The organism is Erythrobacter epiphyticus, assembly GCF_034653295.1.
GTDB lineage: Bacteria > Pseudomonadota > Alphaproteobacteria > Sphingomonadales > Sphingomonadaceae > Erythrobacter.
Map to the genome: position 1 here is coordinate 207,625 of NZ_JAYEEU010000006.1, position 21,154 is coordinate 228,778.

Genomic DNA, 21,154 nt, shown 5'->3' on the forward strand with positions numbered 1-21,154 from the left:
TGCACTCCAACATTTGTATTTGGAATGTCGGGTTAGTTTCCGCTCAATGCCCGGAGGTCGGACTTCGGCAGCGTGCGGGTTGCCATCAATCGCTGGCTTCAGCAGGCGCTACTTCGACTTCGGCAAGATCCAGCTTGCTTCGCATCCAGAGATTGCGAGCCTTAACGATCGAAGCATATTCCGATCTGGAAAGCAGGATGTGGCTAGCTCGACCAGATTCGTCGCGTGCCAGGCCAATGGGGCGGATGTCGGCATCCACCAGCGCGGTATGAGGATCGCGGCGAAAATCGTCGAGATCTACCGTTTCGTAGACCAACCGTCGGTCATCTTCGTGGGCTCTTTTCATGGGCACCGCCTCGCGTCGCGAATGGGATGTGCGATCCTACCGCAAGACGCCCTGCTTCCCAAGAGGCGCTACGACCACTGTTCTCGCAGGAAATTTCCCTATAATTCAGACACCAATCCACGAACTGACAGCATCAGGAGTGCCAGTCGGCATGGCTTTCACCCCCGCCCACATCCGCATCAGGGCAGGAATTTTGTCAAAGCGGGCAGGCTTTGTTGTCAAAGGATAGGAAGCTGGATGCCCCGCAAGGATTCGAACCTTGATTGACGGAGTCAGAGTCCGCTCTCTTACCATTAGAGGACGGGGCATCACCGGCGGCTGGCCGTGCCCAAATGGCACCGCCGCTGCGAGACGCGCCCCTTAAAAGCGCAGGCGCCCGAGGTCAAGACTTAGCGCCCCTGCCAGCCGCCGAGCGCGCTGCTTGCTCTTGCAGGAACCTTGGGTTAGTTTCGCGCCCAAGTGCTTTGTCCGACGTGGGGGCAAAGTGGAATGAAAGTTGAAGAATATGGCGGATGCTCGGCCGCCGGACAGACCTAACAGAGCTGGCAGTAAACGGGGCGTAAAGTCCGGCAAGGTAGCCGATTTTCGCTACAAATCCGCCCCCCAGCCCGACAATACCCGGCCGCCTCGCAGCGTGCGTCCGGGCAGCAAAGCGCAACAGATCGCTGATCCTCGCCGCAAGCGGCCTGCCGATCTGGCGGCCATCAGTTCTGTGCGTGCACCGGGGCAAGGCGAGGCCTATGCCGCGCTTGATCTCGGTACCAACAATTGCCGCCTGCTGATCGCGCGGCCTTCGGGCGAGGATTTCACCGTGATTGATGCGTTCAGCCGGGTGGTCCGGCTCGGTGAGGGACTCGCCACCAGCGGGCGCCTGTCGGATGCGGCGATGGATCGCACGCTCTCCGCGCTCGCCATCTGCGCCGACAAGCTGCAACGCCGCAATGTCCGGCTGGCCCGCTCGGTCGCGACCGAAGCCTGCCGCCGCGCCAGCAACGGGCCCGCTTTCATCGAACGCGTGCGCCGCGAAACCGGCATCGTGCTCGATATCATCAGCGCCGAGGAAGAAGCGCGCCTTGCCGTGCTGGGCTGCCACATCCTGCTCGAAGCGGGGGATGGCCCGGCGGTGATCTTCGACATCGGCGGGGGATCGACCGAACTCGTGCTGGTCGAAGCCGGCACGCCCGAAGCGCGCGTGCCGCGCATTCTCGATTGGTTGAGCGTGCCATGGGGCGTCGTCTCGCTGACGGATACAGTCGGCCGCGCCGAGACAGGCGAGGCCGAGCGCATGGCCCGCTATGCCGCGATGCGCGCGCTGGTGGGGGAAAGCTTTGCGCCCTTTGCCGAACGCGTGCGCGCGGCGGCCAAGCATCCCGATATCCGCCTGCTCGGCACCAGCGGCACGGTGACGACGCTGGCAAGCCTGCATCTCGAATTGCCGCATTATGATCGCAAGGCAGTCGACGGGCTGATCGTGCCCGCACACGCGATGCGCGCCATCAGCGCCCGGCTGTCGGCGATGACCCCTGCCGAACGCAGCCAACTGCCCTGCATCGGCAATGATCGTGCCGATCTCGTGGTGGCGGGCTGCGCGATCCTCGAGGCGATTCTCGATCTGTGGCCCGCGCGCCGACTGGGCGTCGCGGATCGCGGCATTCGCGAGGGGATTTTGCGCAGTCTGATGGCAGCCGAGCATCGCCGCGAGCGGGGCCTCGGCCTGCCTTTTCCCAAGCGCGGCGCGCAGGATGGCCGGGCATGAGCCGCTCAGGCCGCAACCCGGACAAGCGGGTCAAGACCGGGCGCGGGCGCACCGCATCGCAAGTGCGCTGGCTCGAACGCCAGCTCAATGATCCCTATGTCCAGCGCGCCAAGGCCGAAGGCTATCGCAGCCGCGCCGCCTACAAGCTGATCGAGCTCGATGAACGCTTCGATCTGCTCAAGCGCGCGCGCCGCGTTGTCGATCTCGGGATCGCACCGGGCGGCTGGACGCAAGTGGTGCGCGCCAAGGTGCCGCAGGCCAAGGTGGTGGGGATTGATCTCTTGCCCGTCGATCCGATCGAAGGCGTCACCATCTTCCAGATGGATTTCATGGATGATGCCGCCCCGGCCGCACTCACCGAAGCGCTCGGCGGCGCGCCCGATCTGATCCTGTCGGACATGGCGGCCAACACGGTCGGCCACAAGCAGACCGATCACCTGCGCACGATGGGCCTTGTCGAAGCGGCAGCGTGGTTTGCCACCGAAACGCTCGAACCGGGCGGCGCGTTTGTTGCCAAAGTGCTGGCAGGGGGCACCGACACGGATCTGCTGGCGCTGCTCAAGAAGCACTTTACCAGCGTCAAACACGCCAAGCCGCCGGCGAGCCGCAAGGGCTCGTCCGAATGGTATGTGATTGCGCAGGGGTTCAAGGGGCAGGGCTAGGCCGGCCCCTTGCCAGGACGCGGCTTATTCAGCGGCAGGAGCCGCGTCGGCACCGGCTTCGGCAGCCACTTCTTCACCAGCCTGCGCGCCTTCCGCACCGGCGGTTTCTTCCGCTGCGGTTTCAGCGGCCGGGGTAAAGGCGGGCAACGGCAGGTTGGAACCATTGGCGTTCAGGTAGAGCGCGACCGCAGCGCGATCCTCGATCTTGCCGAGACCGGCAAACGCCATCTTGGTGCCGTCAACATAGCCGCGCGGGTTCTTGAGCCAGGAATTCATGCGTTCCCAGTCCCACTGGCCGCCAAGACCCTTGAGCGCACCGCTGTAACCAAAGCCCGGCTTGGCCGCGACCGCTGCGCCCATGATCGCGTGGAGATTGGGGCCAACCCCGTTGGCACCGCCCGCATTGATCGAGTGGCACGACTGGCACTTGGACCAGACCTTCTCGCCATCCGCCGCTGTCACCTTGGTCAGCGCTTCGGCAAAGGACATCTCCGACGCACCGCCGCCAGCGTCCTCGGCAACGGCGATCACATAGCCAAGTTGCTCCGGCCGCTCGGCGCTGCTGCCGTGGAAATACTTGTCAGCCAAGATCGACAGACCGAGCCCGAGCCCGGCCGCGAACAGCACCCAGCCCGCAGCGGTGTTGAACAGATCGCCGCCAGCCTTCTGGCCTGTGGGCGTGGTTTGCGAAGAATTGTCCTGTGTCATCCCGCTGGCCCCTTAATGTTGCACAAAGGCCCGCGCAAGGGGCTTGAACCCATCATCGCTTGCATGAATTGCAAGCGGGCTTGCCGCTGAGCGAACGGCGTTCTAGCACGCCCTTATGAACCCCAGCCTCAACCGCAGCTTTCCGGGCCCGGCCCTGGCTCTGGCGCAGCAGCTCCAGGACGCCGCCGCAGCGGATCCCGCGCGCGCGATTGCCTTTCAGGGCTCGCCGGGAGCCAATTCGCACCGCGCCGCAACCGAAGCACGGCCCGCCGCCTTGCCGCTGCCGTGCTTCAGTTTCGAGGATGCGCTGGATGCGGTGAAGGATGGCCGCGCGGGGGAAGCCATCATCCCGATCGAAAATTCGCAGCACGGACGCGTGGCCGATATCCACTTCCTGCTGCCCGAAAGCGGGCTGGCGATTGTGGGCGAATATTTCATGCCGATCCACCATGCGTTGATGGCGACAGGCGATGGCCCGTTTGCCGCCGCCTACAGCCATCCGCAAGCGCTCGGCCAGTCGCGCCGCTTCCTTAGGGACCGGGGCATTGTCCCGCTCAGCCATGTCGACACTGCGGGGGCGGCCGCCTTCGTGGCGGAGCGCGGCGATCCCGCGCTGGCCGCCATCGCGCCGGCCATCGCGGCCGACCTCTACGGGCTGAAAATCATCGCGCATAATGTCGAGGACAGCGCCGATAACATGACGCGCTTTGTGATCCTCGCGCGTGATCCGTTGCCGCCTGCCGCGCTGGCGGGCCAATCACTGGTGACCACCTTCATTTTCGAGGTGAAGAACATCCCGGCTGCGCTTTACAAGGCGCTCGGCGGGTTTGCGACCAACGGGGTCAACATGACCAAGCTGGAAAGCTACCAGCAGAACGCCAGCTTTTCGGCAACGATGTTCTATGCCGATATCATCGGCGCGCCGGGCGATCCGGCGGTGGACCGTGCGCTCGAGGAATGTGCGTTCCATTCCAAGGAATTGCGGATTCTCGGCAGCTATCCGCAAGGCCGCGCGCGCGGCTGAACGGGCGGCGGAGCCGCTCCGGCGCACAAGCCTGTTGCGCCCCCTGCCCAGCCATGCCACCAATCGGGCGGCATGATCGCAGCGGCGCCACCCCCTCTCCCCAGCACCCCGGCCGCTTCCCCGGCGAGCCCTGGGGCCGATCCACCGGCCGGCTGGGAGGCTTTGCGCGCGGCGGATGATATCCAGTTTGCCCCCGTCCCGGTGCCCGATGTGCCGCCGCCCCAACTGGGGGCCTTTGAACGCTTCCTGCAAGGCCTGTTCGAAATGCTGGGAGCGATCCTTGCGCCGGTCGGGCAATGGCTCGGCGCGTGGTGGTGGCTGATCCAATGGGTGCTTCTGGCAGGGGTTGCGGCCTTTGTGCTCTTCCTGCTGGCGCGCAGCGTCGGCCCGCTTGCACGACGGCGCGAGGCCAAGGCCGATGGCGCAGCGGCGGAATGGCGGCCCGATGCCGCCGCCAGTCTCGCACTGCTGGAAGACGCCGAAAGGCTCGCAGCCGAGGGACAGTTTGACGCGGCAACCCACCTGTTGCTGACCCGCAGTGTCAGCGCGCTGGCGGCAGCGCGCCCCGGCGTGGTCGAACCTTCGAGCACCGCGCGCGAACTGGCCGTGCTACCGGCAGTGCCCGATGGTGCGCGCGAGGCCTTTCGCATCATGGCCGATCGGGTCGAGCGCAGCCTGTTTGCGCTCCAGCGGCTTGACCGGGCTGACTGGGAAGCTGCGCGCGATGCCTATGCCCGCTTTGCGCTGGCCCTGCCGCCACAAGGCACGCACGCATGAACCCCCGCGCGCCTTTCTCGCGCGGCGCGGTGATCGCGCTGGTGGCCGGCGGATTTGCCCTGTTCCTCGCCCTGCTGGTCCTGATCGGTCGGGGGGACAGCCCGCTCGCCGACACGCAAAATGGCGGCGCCCATGCCGCGGCCAAGGGGCTCAACGGCTATGCCGGGTTCACGCGGCTGCTGGCGGCCTCCGATTACCGCATCACCCGCTCGCGCAGCCCGGAAGGGCTGAAAACGCGCGGCGTGCTGGTGCTGACCCCGCCGGCCTCGGCTGATCCCGAGATGCTCGGCGATGTGCTCGAAAAGCGCCGCAATCTCGGCCCGACCCTGGTGATCCTGCCGAAATGGCGCACCAGCCCGCCGCCGCAAAACCTCCCGCGCGAGGCGGCGGCAAAATTCCAGCGCGGCTGGGTTATCCTGCAAGGCGCTGAAGCCGCGCCGTGGCCCGCGGCGCTGCCCGCGCCCTTCGGGTTCGCGCACAAGCTCGCGCAGGCGACTGCAACAGATCGCTCCCCCGCGCCGCGCTGGGGCGGTCTCGGGCAGGCCGGCGTGCTGCCTGCCCGCCCGGTGGGCTATGCCGAAGGCGACGGCTCGCACGAGGCAATCATCACCGATGCAGCAGGGCGCGCCCTCGCGCTGCGCACCGGGCTTGAACCGATCGGGCCGGTCGCAACCAGCCAGCCGGTGATCTTTCTTGCCGAGCCCGATCTCGCCAACAATTTCGCGCTGGCCGATCCGGCTCGCGCAGCGGTGGCCTTGGCGCTGATTGCCGAGTTGGATCGTGACGGCTCTCGCGATGTCACCTTCGATCTCACGCTCAACGGGTTTGGCGGGGCCGAGAACCTGCTCACCCTCGCCTTCCGCCCGCCTTTTCTGGCGGCGACCTTGTGCCTGATCATGGCGCTGGTGCTGGTGTTCTGGCGCGCCATGCTGCGCTTCGGCCCGGCCACGGTTGCGGCGCCCGCGCATGCCTTTGGCAAGCAGCAACTGGTCGAAAACGGTGCTGGGCTGATCCTGCGCGCCAAGCGCTGGGGCCTGCTGGGTGCGCCCTATGCCCGCGCGGCCGAGCGGCGGCTGGCGCGCGCGCTTGGCCTCGCGGGCCACGATCCGGCGAGCCTTGATGCCGCGCTGGCGGTGCGCGCGCCGCAGGAAGAGCCCTTCTCCACGCGGGCCGCCCGGCTCGAATCCGCCACCACCCCCACCGCAATCCTGAGCGCCGCACAGGCGCTTGATTCCCTCCCGAGAAAGCTGACCTCATGAGCATGAGCCTTGCCGAGCTGACCACCCTTGCCGACGCGATCCGCCGCGAGGTGCGCAAAGCCATTGTCGGGCAGGATGCGCTGATCGAACAATTGCTCGTTGCCATGGTGGCGGGCGGCCATGTCTTGATGGAAGGCCCGCCGGGGACCGCCAAGACTTTCCTCGCCAACAGCTTTGCCAGCGCGCTCGGGCTTGATTTCGGGCGCATCCAGTTCACGCCCGATCTGCTGCCGGGGGATATTCTGGGCTCGAACCTGTTCAACTTCCAGACTAGCCAGTTCACGCTGACGCGCGGGCCGATCTTCTGCGAATTGCTGCTGGCGGACGAAATCAACCGCACCCCGCCCAAGACGCAGGCCGCGCTGCTCGAAGCGATGCAGGAACGCCGGGTGACGCTGGACGGGGAAACCCTGCCCTTGCCTGCGCGTTTCATGGTGGTGGCCACCCAGAACCCGATCGAGAACCAGGGCGTCTATCCCTTGCCCGAAGCCCAGCTTGATCGCTTCCTGTTCAAGCTGCTGGTGCCCTATCCCGATGAGGCCGAAGAAGCGCGCATTGTTGCTGCCTACAGCCAGAAGCACGGGCCGCAGCGCCCGGCCGATGTCGGGGTGACCGCGGTGGCCGATGCGGGCACACTCACGGCGGCATCGGGCGCGCTCGATCAGGTGACCGTGGCCGAGGACATCACGGCCTATGTGGTGCGGCTGGTGCGGGCCACGCGCAGCCATGGCGAACTTGCGGTGGGCGCGAGCCCGCGCGCCGCAGTGCTGCTGGCCGGTGCTGCGCGGGCGCGCGCGGCGCTGGAAGGGCGCGCCTATGTCCTGCCCGATGATGTCAAGGCGCTGGCGGTGCCGGTGCTGCGCCACCGCCTCACCCTGACTCCCGCTGCCGAGATCGAGGGACGCGATCTCGAAGCGCTGGTGACCGAGCTGGTCGAAGCGACCGAGGCCCCAAGGTGATCGGCCGTTAAGCGCATCGCTGCCCTGCTGGCGCGGCTTCCCGCCGTGCCGATTGTGCCCACCGCGCGCGCGGGCTGGGCGCTGGCGGCGCTTGCCCCGCTGGCGGTGCTGATCGCGGCGGCGGCACCTGCGGCCTGGGCGCTGGCCCCTGCGATCGGCCTTGTGCTGCTGGGGCTGGTGGTGATCGACGGCGGGCTTGCCGGCGGCTGCGGGGCATGGCGGATCGCGGCACCGGCTGACGGCGAAGTGGGCGCGCCGCTGACGATCCGGGTCGCTGCCGAGCTGGGCACCGCGCGCGCCGCAGCCGCGCTGGCCTGCGATCCACGCCTGGGCAGCGCGGGGCGCATCACGCTTGCCCTGACCCGCACCGAAAACGTTTCCGCTGGCGAAGCCCTGCTCACTCCGGTGCGGCGCGGCACGGCCAGCCTCACGCGGCTGTGGCTGCGCTGGGACGGGCCGCTTGGTCTCGGCGCGCGCCAGATCACCCGCCCGCTCGACCAGACCATCCGCATCTGGCCCAACCTCGCGCCGGTGCGCAGCCGCGCCTTGCAGACCTTTCTGCGCGATGCGCAAAGCGGGCTGATCGCGCTGCGCATCCGCGGCGAAGGGACCCAGTTCGAAGCGCTTTCCGAATATGAAGCGGGGATGGATCGTCGCCGCATCGACTGGAAGGCGAGTGCGCGCCACACCCGGCTCTATGCGCGCGAGAACGAAAGCGAGCGCAACAACCAGATCGTCTTCGCCTTCGATTGCGGACAGGCGATGTGCGAAGCCCTCGATGGCCAGCCGCGCATCGATCGCGCGGTCACCACCGCGCTCACCTGTGCCTATGTCGCGCTCAAAAGCGGCGACAAATGCGCGCTGTTCGGCTTTGCCCAGACGCCGCAACTGCTCACCCCGTTCATCAGCGATGCGCGCGCCTTCCACCGCCTGCAAGCCGCGGCGGCGAGCCTGGACTATGCCAGCGCCGAGCCCAATTTCACCCTCGCGCTCGCGACACTCACCGCAAAGCTCAAGCGACGTTCGCTGATCGTGCTGTTTTCCGATTTCACCGATCCCACCGCTGCCGAACTGATGGTGGAAAGCATCGGGCGGCTGGTCGATCGGCATCTGGTGGTCTTTGTCACCCTTGCCGATAGCGAGCTCGAGACCTTCATCACGGCCCCGCCCACCGATCTTGCGACGCTCGCCCGCAGTGTCACCGCCGAAAGCCTGGCCCAGCAGCGCGCGCTGGTGCTGCAACGGCTGCGGCGCATGGGGGTCGATGTGATCGAAGCGCCGTGGGAACGCATCGGATACCAGCTGATTGATCGCTATCTGGCGATCAGGAATGCCGAGGCGATCGGATGAAACTTGCTGCCCTCCCCCGCGGCCTGATGGGCCTGCTGCGCCGAAGCGAGGCCACGACGTCACCCGATCTGGCGGCGGCGGCCTTGCGTTCGGATCGCTTCCGGCTGGAGCGCGAGGCCGATTGGCGGCGGCTCGAAGCCATCATCACCGCGATGGAAAAGGGCCGCATTGGCAAGCTGAGCGATGCCGATCTGCTCGCCCTGCCAACGCTGTATCGCACCGCCGCATCGAGCCTTGCGAGCCTGCGCGAAACCTCGCTTGATGCGGCAACGCTGGCCTATCTCGAACATCTTGTCAGCCGGGCATGGTTTCAGGTCTATGGGCCACGGCTGGGCCTGTTCGGGTGGCTGCGCAGCTTCCTGCGCGGCGGGTGGAGCGCGGCGGTGCGCGCGCTTGGCCCTGATATCCTGATCACGCTGGCGGTGATGGTGGCAGGCGCGCTGGTCGGCTGGCTGCTGGTGACGAGCGATGTCGACTGGTTCTACCGCCTTGTCCCCGGCGGACCGGGGGAGGTGCGGGTGCCGGGTGCGAGCCGCGAAGAGCTTGCCGCAACGCTCGGCACTGAAGCGGGGATCGGCGGCCTATCGACCTTTGCCGCTTATCTTTTCAGCAACAATGCCGGGGTGTGCATCCTTGCCTTTGCGCTGGGTTTTGCCTTCGGCATCCCTTCGCTGTTGCTGATGGTACACAATATGGCGCTGCTGGGCGCGCTGCTGTGGCTGTTTGACGGGCAGGGTCTGGTGGTCGAGCTGGCGGCATGGCTGAGCGTGCACGGCACCACGGAATTGTTCGGCATCCTGCTTTCGGGCGCGAGCGGGCTGCATATCGGGCGGGCGATGGCCTTTCCGGGCGACATGTCCGTGCTGGATGCCGCCGGAGCCGCCGGGCGCCGCAGCGCACTCGTCATGGTCGGCGTGGTGTTCATGATGATCATCGCCGCGCTGCTCGAAGCCTTCCCGCGCCAGCTGGTCGCCGGGACCGCCGAACGCTTTGCCATCGGGGGCGCGATGCTGGCCTTCTGGCTCGCCTATTTCTTCCTCTACCGCCCGCGGGGCGAGACCGACGCAGACGCCGTGCCATGACTGCTTCCGCCCTGCCCCATGCCGAACAGCGGCGCCGCGTGATCACCACGCCCGAAGGCCTCGCCCTGCCGCTGGTGATCGCCTCACGCGGGGCGCGCGCGGGCGCACTGATCCTTGATGTGATGATCATCCTGTTCGCGCTTATCACCTTTCACATCGTGCTGATCGCGGTGGCGGGCGGGCTGCTCGACACTGCGGGTGCGAGCGTCAGCAATGACCCCACGGGCGCGGCGGAATTCCTCCAGATCCTGCTGATCATCGGCGTGTTCCTGAGCTGGTATGGCTATTTCCTGGTGCAGGAGTTGGGCCCGCGCGGCGCAACGCTGGGCAAGCGTATCCTCGGCATCCGCATTGCCGCGCGCGGGCAGGCGCGGCTCACGCCCGAAGCCGTGATCGCGCGCAATCTGCTGCGCGATATCGAGGTGTTTTACCCGCTCGTCTTCCTCGTCGTCAGCGCGGTGAGCGCCTTGGCGGGCGAGGATACCGGCCCCATGATCTGGGCTGCGGTCGGATGGTTTGCGCTGTTCCTGCTGCTGCCCTTCTTCAACCGCGATGGCCTGCGCGCGGGCGATATCATCGCGGGCACCTGGGTGGTGGAAGCCCCGCGCGTGCGGCTGGCCGAGGCGCTGTCGACCACGCAAGCCGCGCGCGGGACCAGCGCCACCAGCGGCGCGCGCTACACCTTCGGCCCGGCTGAACTGGGCATCTATGGAATCCGCGAATTGCAGGTACTCGAACGGCTCCTGCGCGATGGGCAGGAGCAAGCGCTGGTCACAGTCCACCAGACGATCTGCACCAAGATCGGGTGGGAACCGGGCGCAGGCGATGAACGCGCCTTTCTCGAAGCGTTCTATGCAGCCTTGCGCGCGAAGCTCGAAAAGGACATGCGGTTCGGAAAACGCAAGGCGGACAAATTCTCATGATCATCACCCGGCGCACTCTGATCGGCGGCTCTCTGGCACTGGCGGCAAGCGGCTGCATCCCGCCCGATCAAAGCCCGGTCGGCAGGCTTGCCGCGCAATTGCGCCTGATCGAAGCGGCCGAGCTCGACAGCGCGGGCGGCACGCTCGGCGCGGACATCTTCGAGCCGAGCAGCGGGATGGCGGTCGGGATCAACGCCGATCGCCGGTTTGGCCATGCCTCGTCGTTCAAGCTGTCGCTGGCGGCGTTGCTGCTGCAACGCCATGCCGCAGGCGCGATCAATGCCGACAAGCGCGTGACATGGGGCGAGCGTGACATGCTGGAGCATGCACCCTTCACCCGCGAACGGATCGGCACGGGTGCGACCTTGCGCGAACTGGCCGAGGCGACGCAGACAACCTCCGACAATCCGGCCGCCAATATCCTGCTGCGCGAATTGGGCGGCCCGGCGGCGCTGACGGCGTTCTGGCGCAGCCTTGGGGACGAGGCCAGCCGGTTGGATCGCTACGAGCCGGAGATGAACCTCGTGCCCGAAGGCGAATTCCGCGACACCACCACGCCTGCCGCGATGGCGCGCACCGTGGCGAAGATCGTCCACGGCGATGCCCTGCCCGAGGCCGAGCGCGCGCAATTGCGGCAATGGATGATCGACACACAAACCGGGCTGCGGCGGGTGCGCGCAGGCCTGCCCGCAGACTGGGTGGCGGGTGACAAGACCGGCACCAGCGGGCTCGTCGGCACCACCAGCAGCTTTATCGATATCGGCTTTGTCGAACCCACAAAGGGCCGCGCGCCGGTGACGTTTGCGGCCTATTACCGCGCGCGGGGATCGGGCGAGGCGGTGAGCGCCAGCGCCGAACGCGTGCTGATGCGGGTGGGCCGGGTGATCCGCGAATTTGTCGAACGCGACAAAAGCATCCCCTTCCACAACATGTTCCGGCAGATTTAGGTTCTACGGCCCCTTTCTCCCCTCCCCGAGAGGAGGGGAGACGTATCAATGATCCGGGGTCGTTGACGCCTTTTCCTCGCCGCCGAAGATCGCCACCTCGTTCACGCCCGCGCTGGTGGCGCGGCCGCGATACATCCCGTTGGTGTTGAAGCTGTAGAGCGCTTCGCCCGCGGGGGTGACAAGGATTACCCCGCCATCCCCGCCGAGCGCGGCCACTTCGGCCATGACATCATCGGCGATCTTCTGCGCCCCTGCCGCGGGGGCCATGCGCAACTTGGCGCAAATCTCGTGCGCCACGCCAACCCGCAGGAAATATTCGCCCCAGCCCGTCGCCGAGACCGCACAGGCGCGGTTATCGGCATAGGTGCCCGCCCCGATCACCGGGGCATCGCCGATCCGGCCCCAGCGCTTGCCTGTCATCCCGCCGGTTGACGTGCCCGCAGCAAGATTCCCGCTCTGGTCAAGCGCCACCGCGCCGACCGTGCCGAACTTGAGATCGACATCAAGCGCCGAGAGCTTTTCCGCCTTCATCCGTTCAAGCGCTTCGCGCCGCGCCGGGGTGGCGAACCATTCGGGCGGGGTCACGGCAAAGCCCTTTTCGGCGGCGAAAGCCTCCGCGCCCTTGCCCATCATGAAGACATGCGGACTGGCGGTGCGGACGGTATCGGCGAGCAGGATCGGGTTCTTCACTGTCTTGACCCCGGCGACCGCCCCGGCCGAGCGATCCCGCCCGTCCATGATCGACGCGTCGAGTTCATTCTCGCCTTCCCAGGTGAACACCGCGCCGCGCCCGGCGTTGAACAGCGGCGAGTCCTCCATCGGGATGATCGCGGCTTTCACCGCATCCATCGCACTGCCGCCTGCCGCCAGCACCGCGCGCCCGGCATCTAGCGCGGCTTGCAGCGCCGCTTCGTAGGCGGCGCGCTTTTCCGGGGTCATCTCGGCCCGGTCGAGCGTGCCCGCTCCGCCATGGATCGCCAGCGACCACTTTGGCTCAGCCTCCTCGGCCAAGGCGGGAACGGGGCAAAGTGCGAGAGCGACGAGCGCGAGCGTGATGGCGTTTTTCATAGGCTGTGATGGCTACCGCAAAGCGCCCGCGCACGCTAGGCCTATGGCACAGGACAAGAGAGAGAGGCGTGATGAGCGGATTTGGCAGGGAATCAACCACCGACGAGGTCCTGGCGGGCCATGATCTGAACGGGCTCACCGTGTTCGTGACCGGGGGCAATTCCGGGCTCGGGCAGGAGACCGGCCGCGCCATGGCGGCGCGCGGTGCGCATGTCGTGCTGATGGGGCGCGATGCGGCCAAGCTGGCGGAGGCCGCCGGAGCGATCCGCGCCGGGCAGCCCGATGCGCAGATCGAGACCATCACCGGTGATCTCGGCGCGCTGGCCAGCCTCGCGGCATGCGGAGCGGAAGCGCGCGCGCGGTTCGCCAGGATCGATCTGCTCATCAACAATGCCGGCGTGATGGCCTGCCCGTTTGAACACACCGCCGATGGCTTCGAACGGCAATTCGGCACCAATCACCTCGGGCATTTCGCGCTGACAGCGCATCTCTGGCCGCTGATCGTGGCGGGCAGCGCGAAGCGCATCGTCAACCTGTCGAGCCGCGCGCACCACATGGCCGATGTTGATCTGGACGATCCCAATTTCGAACGGCGCGCCTATGATCCCTGGGTGAGCTACGGGCAGGCCAAGACGGCCAATGTGCTGTTCTCGGTCGAACTCGAACGGCGTTACGGGCCAAGCGGCATCCATGCCTATGCGGTGCATCCGGGCGGGATCGAGACCAACCTTGGCCGCCACCTCACCGATGCGATGCGCGCAGCGCTGATGGCGCGGGTCACCAAGTCGGATAGCGGCTTTGCCTGGAAGACCATCCCGCAGGGCGCGGCGACAAGCTGCTGGGCGGCGACCGCGCCCGAATTGGCAGGCGCAGGCGGGGTCTATTGCGAGGATTGCCATGTCGCCGCGGTGGACAACCAGTCGAGCGGCGGCGGCGTGCGTGCCTATGCGCTTGATCCGGCACGCGCGGCGCGGCTGTGGCAGATTAGCGAGGAATTGACCGGAATTTCCTATCCGGTCTAACGGCTTGGCATGATTCTGCGCGATGCCCTGCCGCACGATGCCGAAGCGCTGGCCGAATTGGGCCGGGCGTCATTCTGTGCGGCGTTCGAACATCTCTATGATCCGGCCGATCTCGCCGCGTTCCTCGAACAGGTGCACGCCGTGGACGCAGTGGCGGATGAAATCGCTGATCCGGCGATCTTCCACCAACTCGCGGTGGACGAGGAGACCGGCGCACTCACCGGCTATGTGAAGCTGAAATACCCCGGCGGCTATCCCGGCCACGGCGATGCCGCGAACCCGATCACGCTGGGTCAGCTTTACACCGCACCGGGGCGCACCGGCGAAGGCATCGGCGCAGCGCTGATGGAATGGGCGCTTGCGCTCGCCCGCGCCAAGGGCTGCGATGCGGTGCAGCTATCGGTGTGGAGCGAGAATTACGGCGCGCAGCGGTTCTACCACCGCTATGGCTTTGCCAAGATTGCCGATATTGATTTCTATGTCGGCCGCCACCGCGATGATGAATTTCTCTATGAATTGCGGCTTTGATCCCACTGTCTGACCCTCTATAGGAGCCTGCATGTCTGCAATCCGGCCCTGGCGCACAATCGAACGGCGCAAATGTCGCCAGATCATGGTGGGGAATGTCCCCGTTGGCGGTGATGCCCCGATCACTGTCCAGACCATGACCAACACCCCGACCGAGGACGTCAAGGCGACGATCGACCAGATCCGTCGCTGTGAGGAAGTGGGCGCGGATATCATCCGTGTCTCCTGCCCGACCGAGGAATCCACCGCCAATTTCAAGCAGATCACCCGCGCCGCGCGTATCCCGGTGGTCGCCGACATCCACTTCCACTACAAGCGCGCGCTCGAAGCGGCAGACGCTGGCGCGGCGTGCCTGCGCATCAATCCGGGCAATATCGGCTCGGCCGATCGCGTCGCCGAAGTCGTGCGCGCCGCCAAGGCCAATGGCTGCGCGATCCGCATCGGAGTCAACGCCGGGTCGCTCGAAAAAGACCTGCTCGAAAAATATGGTGAGCCCTGCCCCGAGGCGCTGATCGAAAGCGCGCTCGACCACATCAAGCTCCTTCAGGACCACGATTTCCACGAATACAAGGTGGCGGTGAAGGCCTCCGACGTGTTCCTCGCGGTCGCCGCCTATCACGGGCTGGCCGAGACGGTCGATTGCCCGCTGCATCTCGGCATCACCGAGGCAGGCGGCCTGATCGGCGGGACGGTGAAATCCTCGATCGGCATCGGCAGCCTGCTGTGGGCGGGGATCGGCGATACCATCCGCGTCAGCCTTTCCGCAGAGCCCGAGCAGGAGATCAAGGTCGGCTTCGAGATGCTCAAGGCGCTTGGCCTGCGCACCCGCGGTGTGCGCATCGTTTCGTGCCCCTCATGCTCGCGGCAGGGTTTTGACGTGATCCGCACGGTCGAGGCGCTCGAGGCGCGGCTTGAACACATCAAGACCCCGATGAGCCTCTCGATCCTTGGCTGCGTCGTCAACGGCCCGGGCGAAGCGCGCGAGACCGACATCGGCCTCACCGGCGGCGGCGCGGGCAAGCACATGGTCTATCTGCGCGGGGTGACTGATCACACCATCCAGGACGAGGACATGCTCGATCACATCGTGCGCCTTGTCGAGGAAAAGGCCGCCGAGATCGAGCGGGGCGAGGCGACCGCCTTCGATCCCCACGCCGCGCCGCAGCAAGCGCCCCAGACGACAGTCGCCGCCGAGTGATCCGCAAGGTCTGGGCCGGGGGTCTCGCAGCGGCGCTTGCCGCCTGTGCGACAGTGCCGGACACGCCGTCCTATCCCGAAGCGCGGCCCTATGCCGTCACCGCCAATGCGGCCTCCGAGGTCGATGCCGCGCTGGCGCGCGCGGCGGCCTCGGGCAAGCGGGTGCTGCTGGTGATGGGGGCCAATTGGTGCCATGACAGCACCGCGCTGGCGGGCTGGCTGGCGACCCCGCGCTTTGCCGCGCTGACTGCCGCGCGCTATGACGTCGTCTATGTCGATGTCGGCGTGCCCCAGACAGGCAAGGGCCGCAATCTCGAGATCGCCCGCCGCTTCGGCCTCGACAGCGTTCCCGGCACCCCCGCCCTGCTGGTGCTGACAGCAGAGGGCAAGCTCATCAACCGCGACACCGCCGCCACCTGGCGCAACGCTGCGAGCCGCAGCGAAGAGGCGATCTTTGCCGAGCTGGCAGCGCTGGCTGATACGCCCGCCCCATGATCGCCGCGATGCTCCTTGCCGTCGCGCTGGCGATGGATGCCTTCGCCGTGGCACTGACCCAAGGGGCAAAGTTCCGGCCCGATGCGCGCGGCGCGCTGGCAATTGCGGCGACGTTCGGCGGGTTTCAGGCGGCGATGCCGCTCGCGGGCTGGATCATCGGCGCGGTGGCGCTGATCTATGTCGAAGCGCTCGATCACTGGATCGCCTTCGGCCTGCTCACCTTTCTCGGTGCGCGGATGCTCGGGGGGGGCAACGCGACAGACGCCGGAGAGGACGAAGCCGCCCGCGCGCTCACCGGGCGCACGCTGCTGCTGGCCGGCGTGGCGACGAGCATTGATGCGCTGGCGGCGGGGATCACGCTCCCCACGCTCGACGTCGCACCGCTGCTCGCCGTGGCGCTGATCGGCATCGTCACCTTTATCATGAGCCTTGGCGGGGTGCTGCTCGGGCGGCGCGCCGGTGATGCCTTCGGCCCATGGGCCGAGCGCGCGGGCGGGCTGATCCTGATTGCACTCGGGTGCAAGATCCTCGCCGAGCATTCGGGCTGGCTGTGATCCGCGCGCAAAGCGCTGTCCTACCTGCTGGCATGCTGGCATGATGAACGCTATGCGCTCACCCATTCTTCTTGCCACGCCGCAACGCCTGCCGACGGAACCGGCAGCAGGTTTTTGCGCTTATGACAGTGTCTCAATTGTCTCCAACTGAAAGCTGAACGCGGCCAAACCTTAATGCTCCACGTCGTCCACCACGCGGATTACATGGCCCCGAAGCCCGAACGCGGCACCTTCAAGTTCGACAAATACTGGCTGGTGATGGAGGAATTGCGCCGCAGCGGCGCAGCCATCACCGAACACGCGCCCGAACCGATTCCGCGCGCGTGGCTTGAAGCGGTGCATTGCCCGGCCTATGTTGACGAGGTGTTCCGCGCCGCAGTGCCGCAACACAAGGAACGGCGCATCGGCTTTCCGGTGACGCCTGCAATCGTCAGCCGGGTGCGCCACACCAATGGCGGGACATGGCTCGCCGCGCAGCTCGCAAGGGATCACGGCTATGCCGCCAACTCCGCCGCGGGCAGCCACCATGCGCTGCATGATACGGGCGCGGGTTACTGCGTGTTCAATGATCTCGCCGTCACCGCCAATCGCCTGCTCGCCGAAGGCGACGCCCGGCGGGTGCTGATTGTCGATTGCGATGTGCATCAGGGCGATGGCACGGCCAGCCTGACAGCGGGACGCGAGGATATCTTCACCCTCTCGCTCCACGCCGAGAAGAACTTCCCGGTGCGCAAGGCCCGTTCAAGCCGCGATGTCGGACTGCCCGACGGGGTGGATGATGAAGGCTATATGGAGGCTCTCACCCGCCACCTGCCCGAAGTCATGGCCGATTTCGCGCCCGATTTCGTGCTCTATCAGGCAGGCGTTGATCCGCACCATGCTGACAAGCTGGGGCGGCTGGCGCTGACCGATGCCGGGCTGGCCCTGCGCGATCGGTTCGTCATCAGCGAATCGCGCCAGCGCGGCCTGCCTGTGGCGAGCGCCTTGGGGGGCGGATATGGCGATGATCCGCGCGCGGTTGCGGCGCGCCACGCCGCCTCGATGCTGGCCATGGCTGACGAGAATACACGCTGGAGCGATACCGCCGGGCGACAGGCCGGAAACAGCCCGCCATAAATTCACTCTTGGGAAAGGCGCATGAGCCGATATAGTATGCCATCATGACAACGCGGCGCGACATTCTCAAAGGCACGCTTGGCGGGGCGCTGGTGGCAGGCGCGGCGCTGGCCTTGCCTGCGCGGCTCGCGGCATCGGTTGCCCCCGGCAACCCGCGCGAGCGCATGCTGTTCGATATCGCCAAGCGCGAGCTTGATCGGGCGGGCAGCGCGATCTGGAAGCGCGATATTGTCGGCATTGCTGATTTCGGGCTGCATTCGGCCAAGCCGCGGTTCCACCTTGTCAACCTTGAGCGTGGCGAAGTGCAGAGCCTCCATGTCAGCCATGGCATGGGTTCGGATTACGAGCATGATGGCTGGCTCAAGCAGTTTTCCAATGTCGAAGGCTCGAACGCGACCAGCCGCGGCGCCTATGTGACATGGGAATGGTATGTCGGGCGCTATGGCACCTCGGTGCGCCTGGGCGGGCTCGATCCGACCAATGAAGCCGCGCTGCGGCGCTACATCGTGATGCACCGCGCCGCCTATGCCGAGCCGGCGCACCTCGCCAAGTGGGGTCGCCTTGGCCGTTCCAATGGCTGCTTTGCCTTTGGCGAGGATCAGTTCCGCACCGCGCTGCTCACGCTTTCGGGCGGGCGGCTGCTCTATGCCGATAGCCTCGGGCTGGAAGAAGACGGCAGCATCCAGCCGATGGCGGAACTGGCGTTGCTGCGTTCCGAGCGCCCCAATGATCTGCAACGCTACGCGCCCGGATCCTATTGATCGGTTGCTGCGCCTTGGCGCGGTTCAGCTTAGCTATCCCGCAGATCATCCTCGATCACGATCACCTCGTCGACCGGCTGCTGGGTCCGCTCGCGCACCCGCGGCTTGTCGAGGCTGGCAAGCACCGGGGCATCGCGCTCGTAGATGTCGTTGAAGGTCGCCATCTGGCCGTTGATGTCCGACGCCATCGTGAAATAGGTGATGTAGGCGGGCCACTGCTTTTCCAGCATCACCTTGGTATATCTGCCCGAAGTCGAGATTGCGACCGCTTCCTCCTTGGTCGCGCCCTTGCCGAGGATCGCCATGGTGATCGCGAGTTCCAGCGCGCGTTCGGTGCGGATGCAGCCGTGGCTCAGCGCGCGGTCATCATTGGCGAAAAGGTGGCGCGAGGGCGTATCGTGGAAGAAGATCGCATGCGGATTGGGCATTTCGAGCTTCATCATCCCGAGCGAATTGCCGGGGCCGGGCTGCTGCACCACCGTGACAAAGCCATTCGCGCCCTTGGTCGCGACATAGCCATTGCGCTTGGCCCATGCCGGATTGGCGAGTGCGCGCGCGCCCAGCCCTTCGCCTTTGACGATGGATTGCGGCACCGTCCAAGTCGGGTTGAACACCACGCCTTCGACCGTCTCGGCAAGCTGCGGGGTCGCGGTGCGCCCTGGCTTGCCCACGACCGTGCGATAGGTGCTGATGATCCGGTTGTTCACCGTCAGACGCAGCTGGTATTCGGGGACGTTGGTGATCAGATATTGCGAGCCGAGATCGCGCGGCAGCCAGCGCCAGCGATCCATATTGGCAAGGATCAGCTTGCGCCGCTCGGCATTGCGGGCCGGTGTCCGGCCCAGCTCTTCACGCAGGCGCGTGTAATCGGGATGCGTCGGCGCCAATTGCGCCAGCGTGCCCGCGATGTCGCCGCTGGCGAGCGCATCAGTCAGCAGCTTGCCCGTGGGGAAGCGCTCGGCATCGGTGTCGACCACAAACCACTGGCGGCGCGCTTCCATCGGGGTGCGGCCATCACGCAGATCCTCGACCAGCCAGACAAAGGCTTGCGAGGCGATCTCGTCCAATTCCTGCGAGGGCCCCGAAGCAATCGCCACCTTGAGCGCGGCGAGTTCGTAATCCGCGGGCATCAGCCCTTCGGCGCCGATCCCTTCGATCACCGCGATGAGCGCGCGGGCCTGCGCCACGGTCCACGGCTGGGTGAGCGGGTGGATCACTGCCATGCTGGGCTGCACGACAGGTTCGGACACCACTTGGGGAAAGGCCTGCTGGAAGGAGGGCGATGGCGAGTATGCGGGCGCAGGCGCAGGCACGGGCGCACGCGGCGCTTCAGGACGCTGCTGCGCGCTGACGCCTGCCGCCATCAGTGCCGCCAGCGCCGCACTGCCACCAAGATAACCCACCCACTTGCTCATCACACACCTTTGCACTGCGCGGCCCGTCTTGCACGGCGCCCGCGCCTTTCGCCCGGGCCATAGGCCGCCCGGTACCAGTCTATCAACTATTGAGCCTTGCCGCGCGATGAATCTGCACAGCTGCGATGCCGCAAAACCCGCAAGCCCCGCGTGACTTGGCCCTTGCGACGCGCTAGGCGCCACCCGGCCATGCAGCCTGCCACGCGCTCCCTTCTGCCGATCGCTGTCGCCTTTGCCGGCGTCGGCTTCCTGTCGGTGATGGATGCCTTCATGAAAGAGGCCGCGCTGCTGGCGGGCGCCTATACCGCAACCTTGCTGCGCTCGGCGCTGGGGGCGGCCATCATTGCCCCGATCTGGCTTGCGCGCGGCCCGGCATGGCCCGCGCCCGCCGTGCTCAAACTGCATGTCGAACGCGGGCTGATCAGCGCGTTCATGGCGCTGACCTTCTTCTTTGCCCTGACCCGCCTGCCGCTGGCCGAGACGATTGCGCTCAGCTTCATCGCGCCGATCATCGCGCTCTATCTGGCGAGCGTGCTGCTCGGCGAGACGATCAGCCGCAAGGCGATCAGCGCCAGCATTCTCGGCTTTGTCGGCACGCTGGTGATCATCGGCGGGAAGATCGGGCAAGGCGCGCTTGATGATGGCGCCTTGCTCGGCCTTGGTGCGATCATGATTTCGGCGCTGCTTTATGCCTACAACTTCGTGATCCTGCGCCGCCAATCGCAAGTCGCAAAGCCGGTCGAGATCGCGACCTTCCACAGCACCATCAGCGCGCTGGTACTGCTGGGGTTTGCGCCCTTTGTCTGGGTGACGCCGCCATCACAGGCATGGCTGCCCCTGATTGCTTCGGGGTTCCTGACCGTGGCCGGCGCATTGTCGATGGCGTGGGCCTATGCCCGCGCCGAGGCGCAGGTGCTGGTGCCGATCGAATATTCGGGCTTCCTGTGGGCAAGCGTGCTGGGCCTTGCGTTCTTCAACGAGGTTCCCGGCCTTGCCACCTGGGCTGGCACGGCGCTGATCGTCAGCGGCTGCTGGCTCGTCACGCGGCAGGCCAAAACGCCCGCAGAAACGCCCGCACAGGCGCAATTTCCTGCCGCCAGCCCCCTTGACCTTGCGGCCCTGAAAGCGCAATCGCCTCGGCGAAAGGGCCGCTCCCACGGATCGGGGCGCGGCAATCTGGAACATCGCTGAAAGGACGACAGCCG

The 21,154-nt window shown here is 66.5% G+C and carries 22 protein-coding genes and 1 tRNA gene; 18 read left to right on the forward strand and 5 right to left on the reverse strand.

Annotated elements, in window-relative coordinates; translation table 11 throughout:
* Positions 1-85: 85 nt before the first annotated feature.
* Together SOQ14_RS05310 and SOQ14_RS05315 are read right to left on the reverse strand one after the other, a co-directional pair.
* Positions 86-346 (reverse strand): hypothetical protein, encoded by a 261-nt coding sequence (locus SOQ14_RS05310; RefSeq protein WP_322897017.1) that lies wholly within the window; start codon positions 344-346, stop codon positions 86-88.
* Positions 347-580: 234 nt separating this feature from the next.
* A tRNA-Gln gene (locus SOQ14_RS05315) sits at positions 581-654 on the reverse strand.
* 197 nt (positions 655-851) lie between these two features.
* On the opposite strand from SOQ14_RS05315, the gene SOQ14_RS05320 reads away from it, so the two are divergent.
* Together SOQ14_RS05320 and SOQ14_RS05325 are read left to right on the forward strand one after the other, a co-directional pair.
* Positions 852-2,102 (forward strand): Ppx/GppA phosphatase family protein, encoded by a 1,251-nt coding sequence (locus SOQ14_RS05320; RefSeq protein WP_322897018.1) that lies wholly within the window; start codon positions 852-854, stop codon positions 2,100-2,102.
* Positions 2,099-2,764, forward strand: a complete 666-nt coding sequence (locus SOQ14_RS05325) for an RlmE family RNA methyltransferase (RefSeq protein WP_322897019.1) — start codon at positions 2,099-2,101, stop codon at positions 2,762-2,764. Before SOQ14_RS05320 ends, SOQ14_RS05325 begins: the two co-directional genes overlap by 4 nt.
* Positions 2,765-2,788: 24 nt before the next feature.
* Here the strand turns inward: SOQ14_RS05325 and SOQ14_RS05330 are convergent, their stop codons facing one another.
* On the reverse strand, positions 2,789-3,472 hold the full coding sequence (locus SOQ14_RS05330; RefSeq protein WP_322897020.1) for a c-type cytochrome: 684 nt from the start codon (positions 3,470-3,472) through the stop codon (positions 2,789-2,791).
* Positions 3,473-3,587: 115 nt separating this feature from the next.
* Between SOQ14_RS05330 and SOQ14_RS05335 the strand changes: the two genes are divergently transcribed.
* The 8 genes from SOQ14_RS05335 to bla all read left to right on the forward strand — a co-directional run bounded on the left by SOQ14_RS05335 (position 3,588) and on the right by bla (position 11,793).
* Complete coding sequence (locus tag SOQ14_RS05335) at positions 3,588-4,496, forward strand: prephenate dehydratase (protein ID WP_322897021.1); 909 nt, start codon at positions 3,588-3,590, stop codon at positions 4,494-4,496.
* 72 nt (positions 4,497-4,568) lie between these two features.
* Positions 4,569-5,273 (forward strand): hypothetical protein, encoded by a 705-nt coding sequence (locus SOQ14_RS05340; RefSeq protein ID WP_322897022.1) that lies wholly within the window; start codon positions 4,569-4,571, stop codon positions 5,271-5,273.
* The gene (locus SOQ14_RS05345) at positions 5,270-6,532 is read left to right on the forward strand and encodes a DUF4350 domain-containing protein (RefSeq protein WP_322897023.1); all 1,263 of its coding nucleotides are present in this window, start codon (positions 5,270-5,272) and stop codon (positions 6,530-6,532) included. Before SOQ14_RS05340 ends, SOQ14_RS05345 begins: the two co-directional genes overlap by 4 nt.
* 2 nt (positions 6,533-6,534) lie before the next feature.
* Positions 6,535-7,491: an AAA family ATPase gene (locus tag SOQ14_RS05350; RefSeq protein ID WP_322897054.1), complete on the forward strand. Its 957-nt coding sequence runs from the start codon at positions 6,535-6,537 to the stop codon at positions 7,489-7,491.
* Positions 7,492-7,536: 45 nt separating this feature from the next.
* Positions 7,537-8,841: a DUF58 domain-containing protein gene (locus tag SOQ14_RS05355; RefSeq protein WP_322897024.1), complete on the forward strand. Its 1,305-nt coding sequence runs from the start codon at positions 7,537-7,539 to the stop codon at positions 8,839-8,841.
* A gap of 26 nt (positions 8,842-8,867) precedes the next feature.
* The gene (locus tag SOQ14_RS05360; RefSeq protein ID WP_322897055.1) at positions 8,868-9,923 is read left to right on the forward strand and encodes a stage II sporulation protein M; all 1,056 of its coding nucleotides are present in this window, start codon (positions 8,868-8,870) and stop codon (positions 9,921-9,923) included.
* The gene (locus SOQ14_RS05365; protein ID WP_322897025.1) at positions 9,920-10,846 is read left to right on the forward strand and encodes an RDD family protein; all 927 of its coding nucleotides are present in this window, start codon (positions 9,920-9,922) and stop codon (positions 10,844-10,846) included. Before SOQ14_RS05360 ends, SOQ14_RS05365 begins: the two co-directional genes overlap by 4 nt.
* Positions 10,843-11,793: a class A beta-lactamase gene (bla, locus tag SOQ14_RS05370; protein ID WP_322897026.1), complete on the forward strand. Its 951-nt coding sequence runs from the start codon at positions 10,843-10,845 to the stop codon at positions 11,791-11,793. Before SOQ14_RS05365 ends, bla begins: the two co-directional genes overlap by 4 nt.
* Before the next feature lie 45 nt (positions 11,794-11,838).
* Here the strand turns inward: bla and SOQ14_RS05375 are convergent, their stop codons facing one another.
* Complete coding sequence (locus tag SOQ14_RS05375) at positions 11,839-12,861, reverse strand: isoaspartyl peptidase/L-asparaginase family protein (RefSeq protein WP_322897027.1); 1,023 nt, start codon at positions 12,859-12,861, stop codon at positions 11,839-11,841.
* A 71-nt stretch (positions 12,862-12,932) separates the two neighbouring features.
* On the opposite strand from SOQ14_RS05375, the gene SOQ14_RS05380 reads away from it, so the two are divergent.
* The 7 genes from SOQ14_RS05380 (at position 12,933) to SOQ14_RS05410 (ending at position 18,534) form a co-directional block, all read left to right on the forward strand.
* Positions 12,933-13,883, forward strand: coding sequence for an SDR family NAD(P)-dependent oxidoreductase (locus SOQ14_RS05380; RefSeq protein ID WP_322897028.1), 951 nt, complete (start codon positions 12,933-12,935; stop codon positions 13,881-13,883).
* Between the two features lie 9 nt (positions 13,884-13,892).
* Complete coding sequence (locus tag SOQ14_RS05385) at positions 13,893-14,411, forward strand: GNAT family N-acetyltransferase (protein WP_322897029.1); 519 nt, start codon at positions 13,893-13,895, stop codon at positions 14,409-14,411.
* 31 nt (positions 14,412-14,442) lie between these two features.
* Entirely contained in the window at positions 14,443-15,609 is a 1,167-nt protein-coding gene (gene ispG / locus SOQ14_RS05390) for a flavodoxin-dependent (E)-4-hydroxy-3-methylbut-2-enyl-diphosphate synthase (RefSeq protein WP_322897030.1), read from the forward strand.
* Entirely contained in the window at positions 15,606-16,103 is a 498-nt protein-coding gene (locus SOQ14_RS05395) for a thioredoxin family protein (protein ID WP_322897031.1), read from the forward strand. The genes ispG and SOQ14_RS05395 overlap by 4 nt, the downstream gene beginning before the upstream one ends.
* Positions 16,100-16,657: a manganese efflux pump MntP gene (locus SOQ14_RS05400; protein ID WP_322897032.1), complete on the forward strand. Its 558-nt coding sequence runs from the start codon at positions 16,100-16,102 to the stop codon at positions 16,655-16,657. Before SOQ14_RS05395 ends, SOQ14_RS05400 begins: the two co-directional genes overlap by 4 nt.
* Before the next feature lie 174 nt (positions 16,658-16,831).
* Positions 16,832-17,773: a histone deacetylase family protein gene (locus tag SOQ14_RS05405; RefSeq protein WP_322897033.1), complete on the forward strand. Its 942-nt coding sequence runs from the start codon at positions 16,832-16,834 to the stop codon at positions 17,771-17,773.
* A 44-nt stretch (positions 17,774-17,817) separates the two neighbouring features.
* Entirely contained in the window at positions 17,818-18,534 is a 717-nt protein-coding gene (locus SOQ14_RS05410) for a murein L,D-transpeptidase catalytic domain-containing protein (protein WP_322897034.1), read from the forward strand.
* Positions 18,535-18,563: 29 nt separating this feature from the next.
* On the opposite strand, the gene SOQ14_RS05415 is transcribed toward SOQ14_RS05410, so the two are convergent.
* Positions 18,564-19,949, reverse strand: coding sequence for a L,D-transpeptidase family protein (locus tag SOQ14_RS05415; protein ID WP_322897035.1), 1,386 nt, complete (start codon positions 19,947-19,949; stop codon positions 18,564-18,566).
* A gap of 189 nt (positions 19,950-20,138) precedes the next feature.
* Here SOQ14_RS05415 and SOQ14_RS05420 point away from each other — a divergent pair, with 189 nt between their 5' ends.
* The gene (locus SOQ14_RS05420; protein ID WP_322897036.1) at positions 20,139-21,140 is read left to right on the forward strand and encodes a DMT family transporter; all 1,002 of its coding nucleotides are present in this window, start codon (positions 20,139-20,141) and stop codon (positions 21,138-21,140) included.
* The last annotated feature ends 14 nt before the right edge of the window (positions 21,141-21,154 follow it).

Bases quoted from the DNA above. Each gene is read 5' to 3' on its own strand.
- SOQ14_RS05310 (WP_322897017.1), bottom strand. From the start codon at position 346: ATGAAAAGAGCCCACGAAGATGACCGACGGTTGGTCTACGAAACGGTA.
- SOQ14_RS05320 (WP_322897018.1), top strand. From the start codon at position 852: ATGGCGGATGCTCGGCCGCCGGACAGACCTAACAGAGCTGGCAGTAAA.
- SOQ14_RS05325 (WP_322897019.1), top strand. From the start codon at position 2,099: ATGAGCCGCTCAGGCCGCAACCCGGACAAGCGGGTCAAGACCGGGCGC.
- SOQ14_RS05330 (WP_322897020.1), bottom strand. From the start codon at position 3,472: ATGACACAGGACAATTCTTCGCAAACCACGCCCACAGGCCAGAAGGCT.
- SOQ14_RS05335 (WP_322897021.1), top strand. From the start codon at position 3,588: ATGAACCCCAGCCTCAACCGCAGCTTTCCGGGCCCGGCCCTGGCTCTG.
- SOQ14_RS05340 (WP_322897022.1), top strand. From the start codon at position 4,569: ATGATCGCAGCGGCGCCACCCCCTCTCCCCAGCACCCCGGCCGCTTCC.
- SOQ14_RS05345 (WP_322897023.1), top strand. From the start codon at position 5,270: ATGAACCCCCGCGCGCCTTTCTCGCGCGGCGCGGTGATCGCGCTGGTG.
- SOQ14_RS05350 (WP_322897054.1), top strand. From the start codon at position 6,535: ATGAGCCTTGCCGAGCTGACCACCCTTGCCGACGCGATCCGCCGCGAG.
- SOQ14_RS05360 (WP_322897055.1), top strand. From the start codon at position 8,868: ATGGGCCTGCTGCGCCGAAGCGAGGCCACGACGTCACCCGATCTGGCG.
- SOQ14_RS05365 (WP_322897025.1), top strand. From the start codon at position 9,920: ATGACTGCTTCCGCCCTGCCCCATGCCGAACAGCGGCGCCGCGTGATC.
- bla (WP_322897026.1), top strand. From the start codon at position 10,843: ATGATCATCACCCGGCGCACTCTGATCGGCGGCTCTCTGGCACTGGCG.
- SOQ14_RS05375 (WP_322897027.1), bottom strand. From the start codon at position 12,861: ATGAAAAACGCCATCACGCTCGCGCTCGTCGCTCTCGCACTTTGCCCC.
- SOQ14_RS05380 (WP_322897028.1), top strand. From the start codon at position 12,933: ATGAGCGGATTTGGCAGGGAATCAACCACCGACGAGGTCCTGGCGGGC.
- SOQ14_RS05385 (WP_322897029.1), top strand. From the start codon at position 13,893: ATGATTCTGCGCGATGCCCTGCCGCACGATGCCGAAGCGCTGGCCGAA.
- ispG (WP_322897030.1), top strand. From the start codon at position 14,443: ATGTCTGCAATCCGGCCCTGGCGCACAATCGAACGGCGCAAATGTCGC.
- SOQ14_RS05400 (WP_322897032.1), top strand. From the start codon at position 16,100: ATGATCGCCGCGATGCTCCTTGCCGTCGCGCTGGCGATGGATGCCTTC.
- SOQ14_RS05405 (WP_322897033.1), top strand. From the start codon at position 16,832: ATGCTCCACGTCGTCCACCACGCGGATTACATGGCCCCGAAGCCCGAA.
- SOQ14_RS05410 (WP_322897034.1), top strand. From the start codon at position 17,818: ATGACAACGCGGCGCGACATTCTCAAAGGCACGCTTGGCGGGGCGCTG.
- SOQ14_RS05415 (WP_322897035.1), bottom strand. From the start codon at position 19,949: ATGAGCAAGTGGGTGGGTTATCTTGGTGGCAGTGCGGCGCTGGCGGCA.
- SOQ14_RS05420 (WP_322897036.1), top strand. From the start codon at position 20,139: ATGCAGCCTGCCACGCGCTCCCTTCTGCCGATCGCTGTCGCCTTTGCC.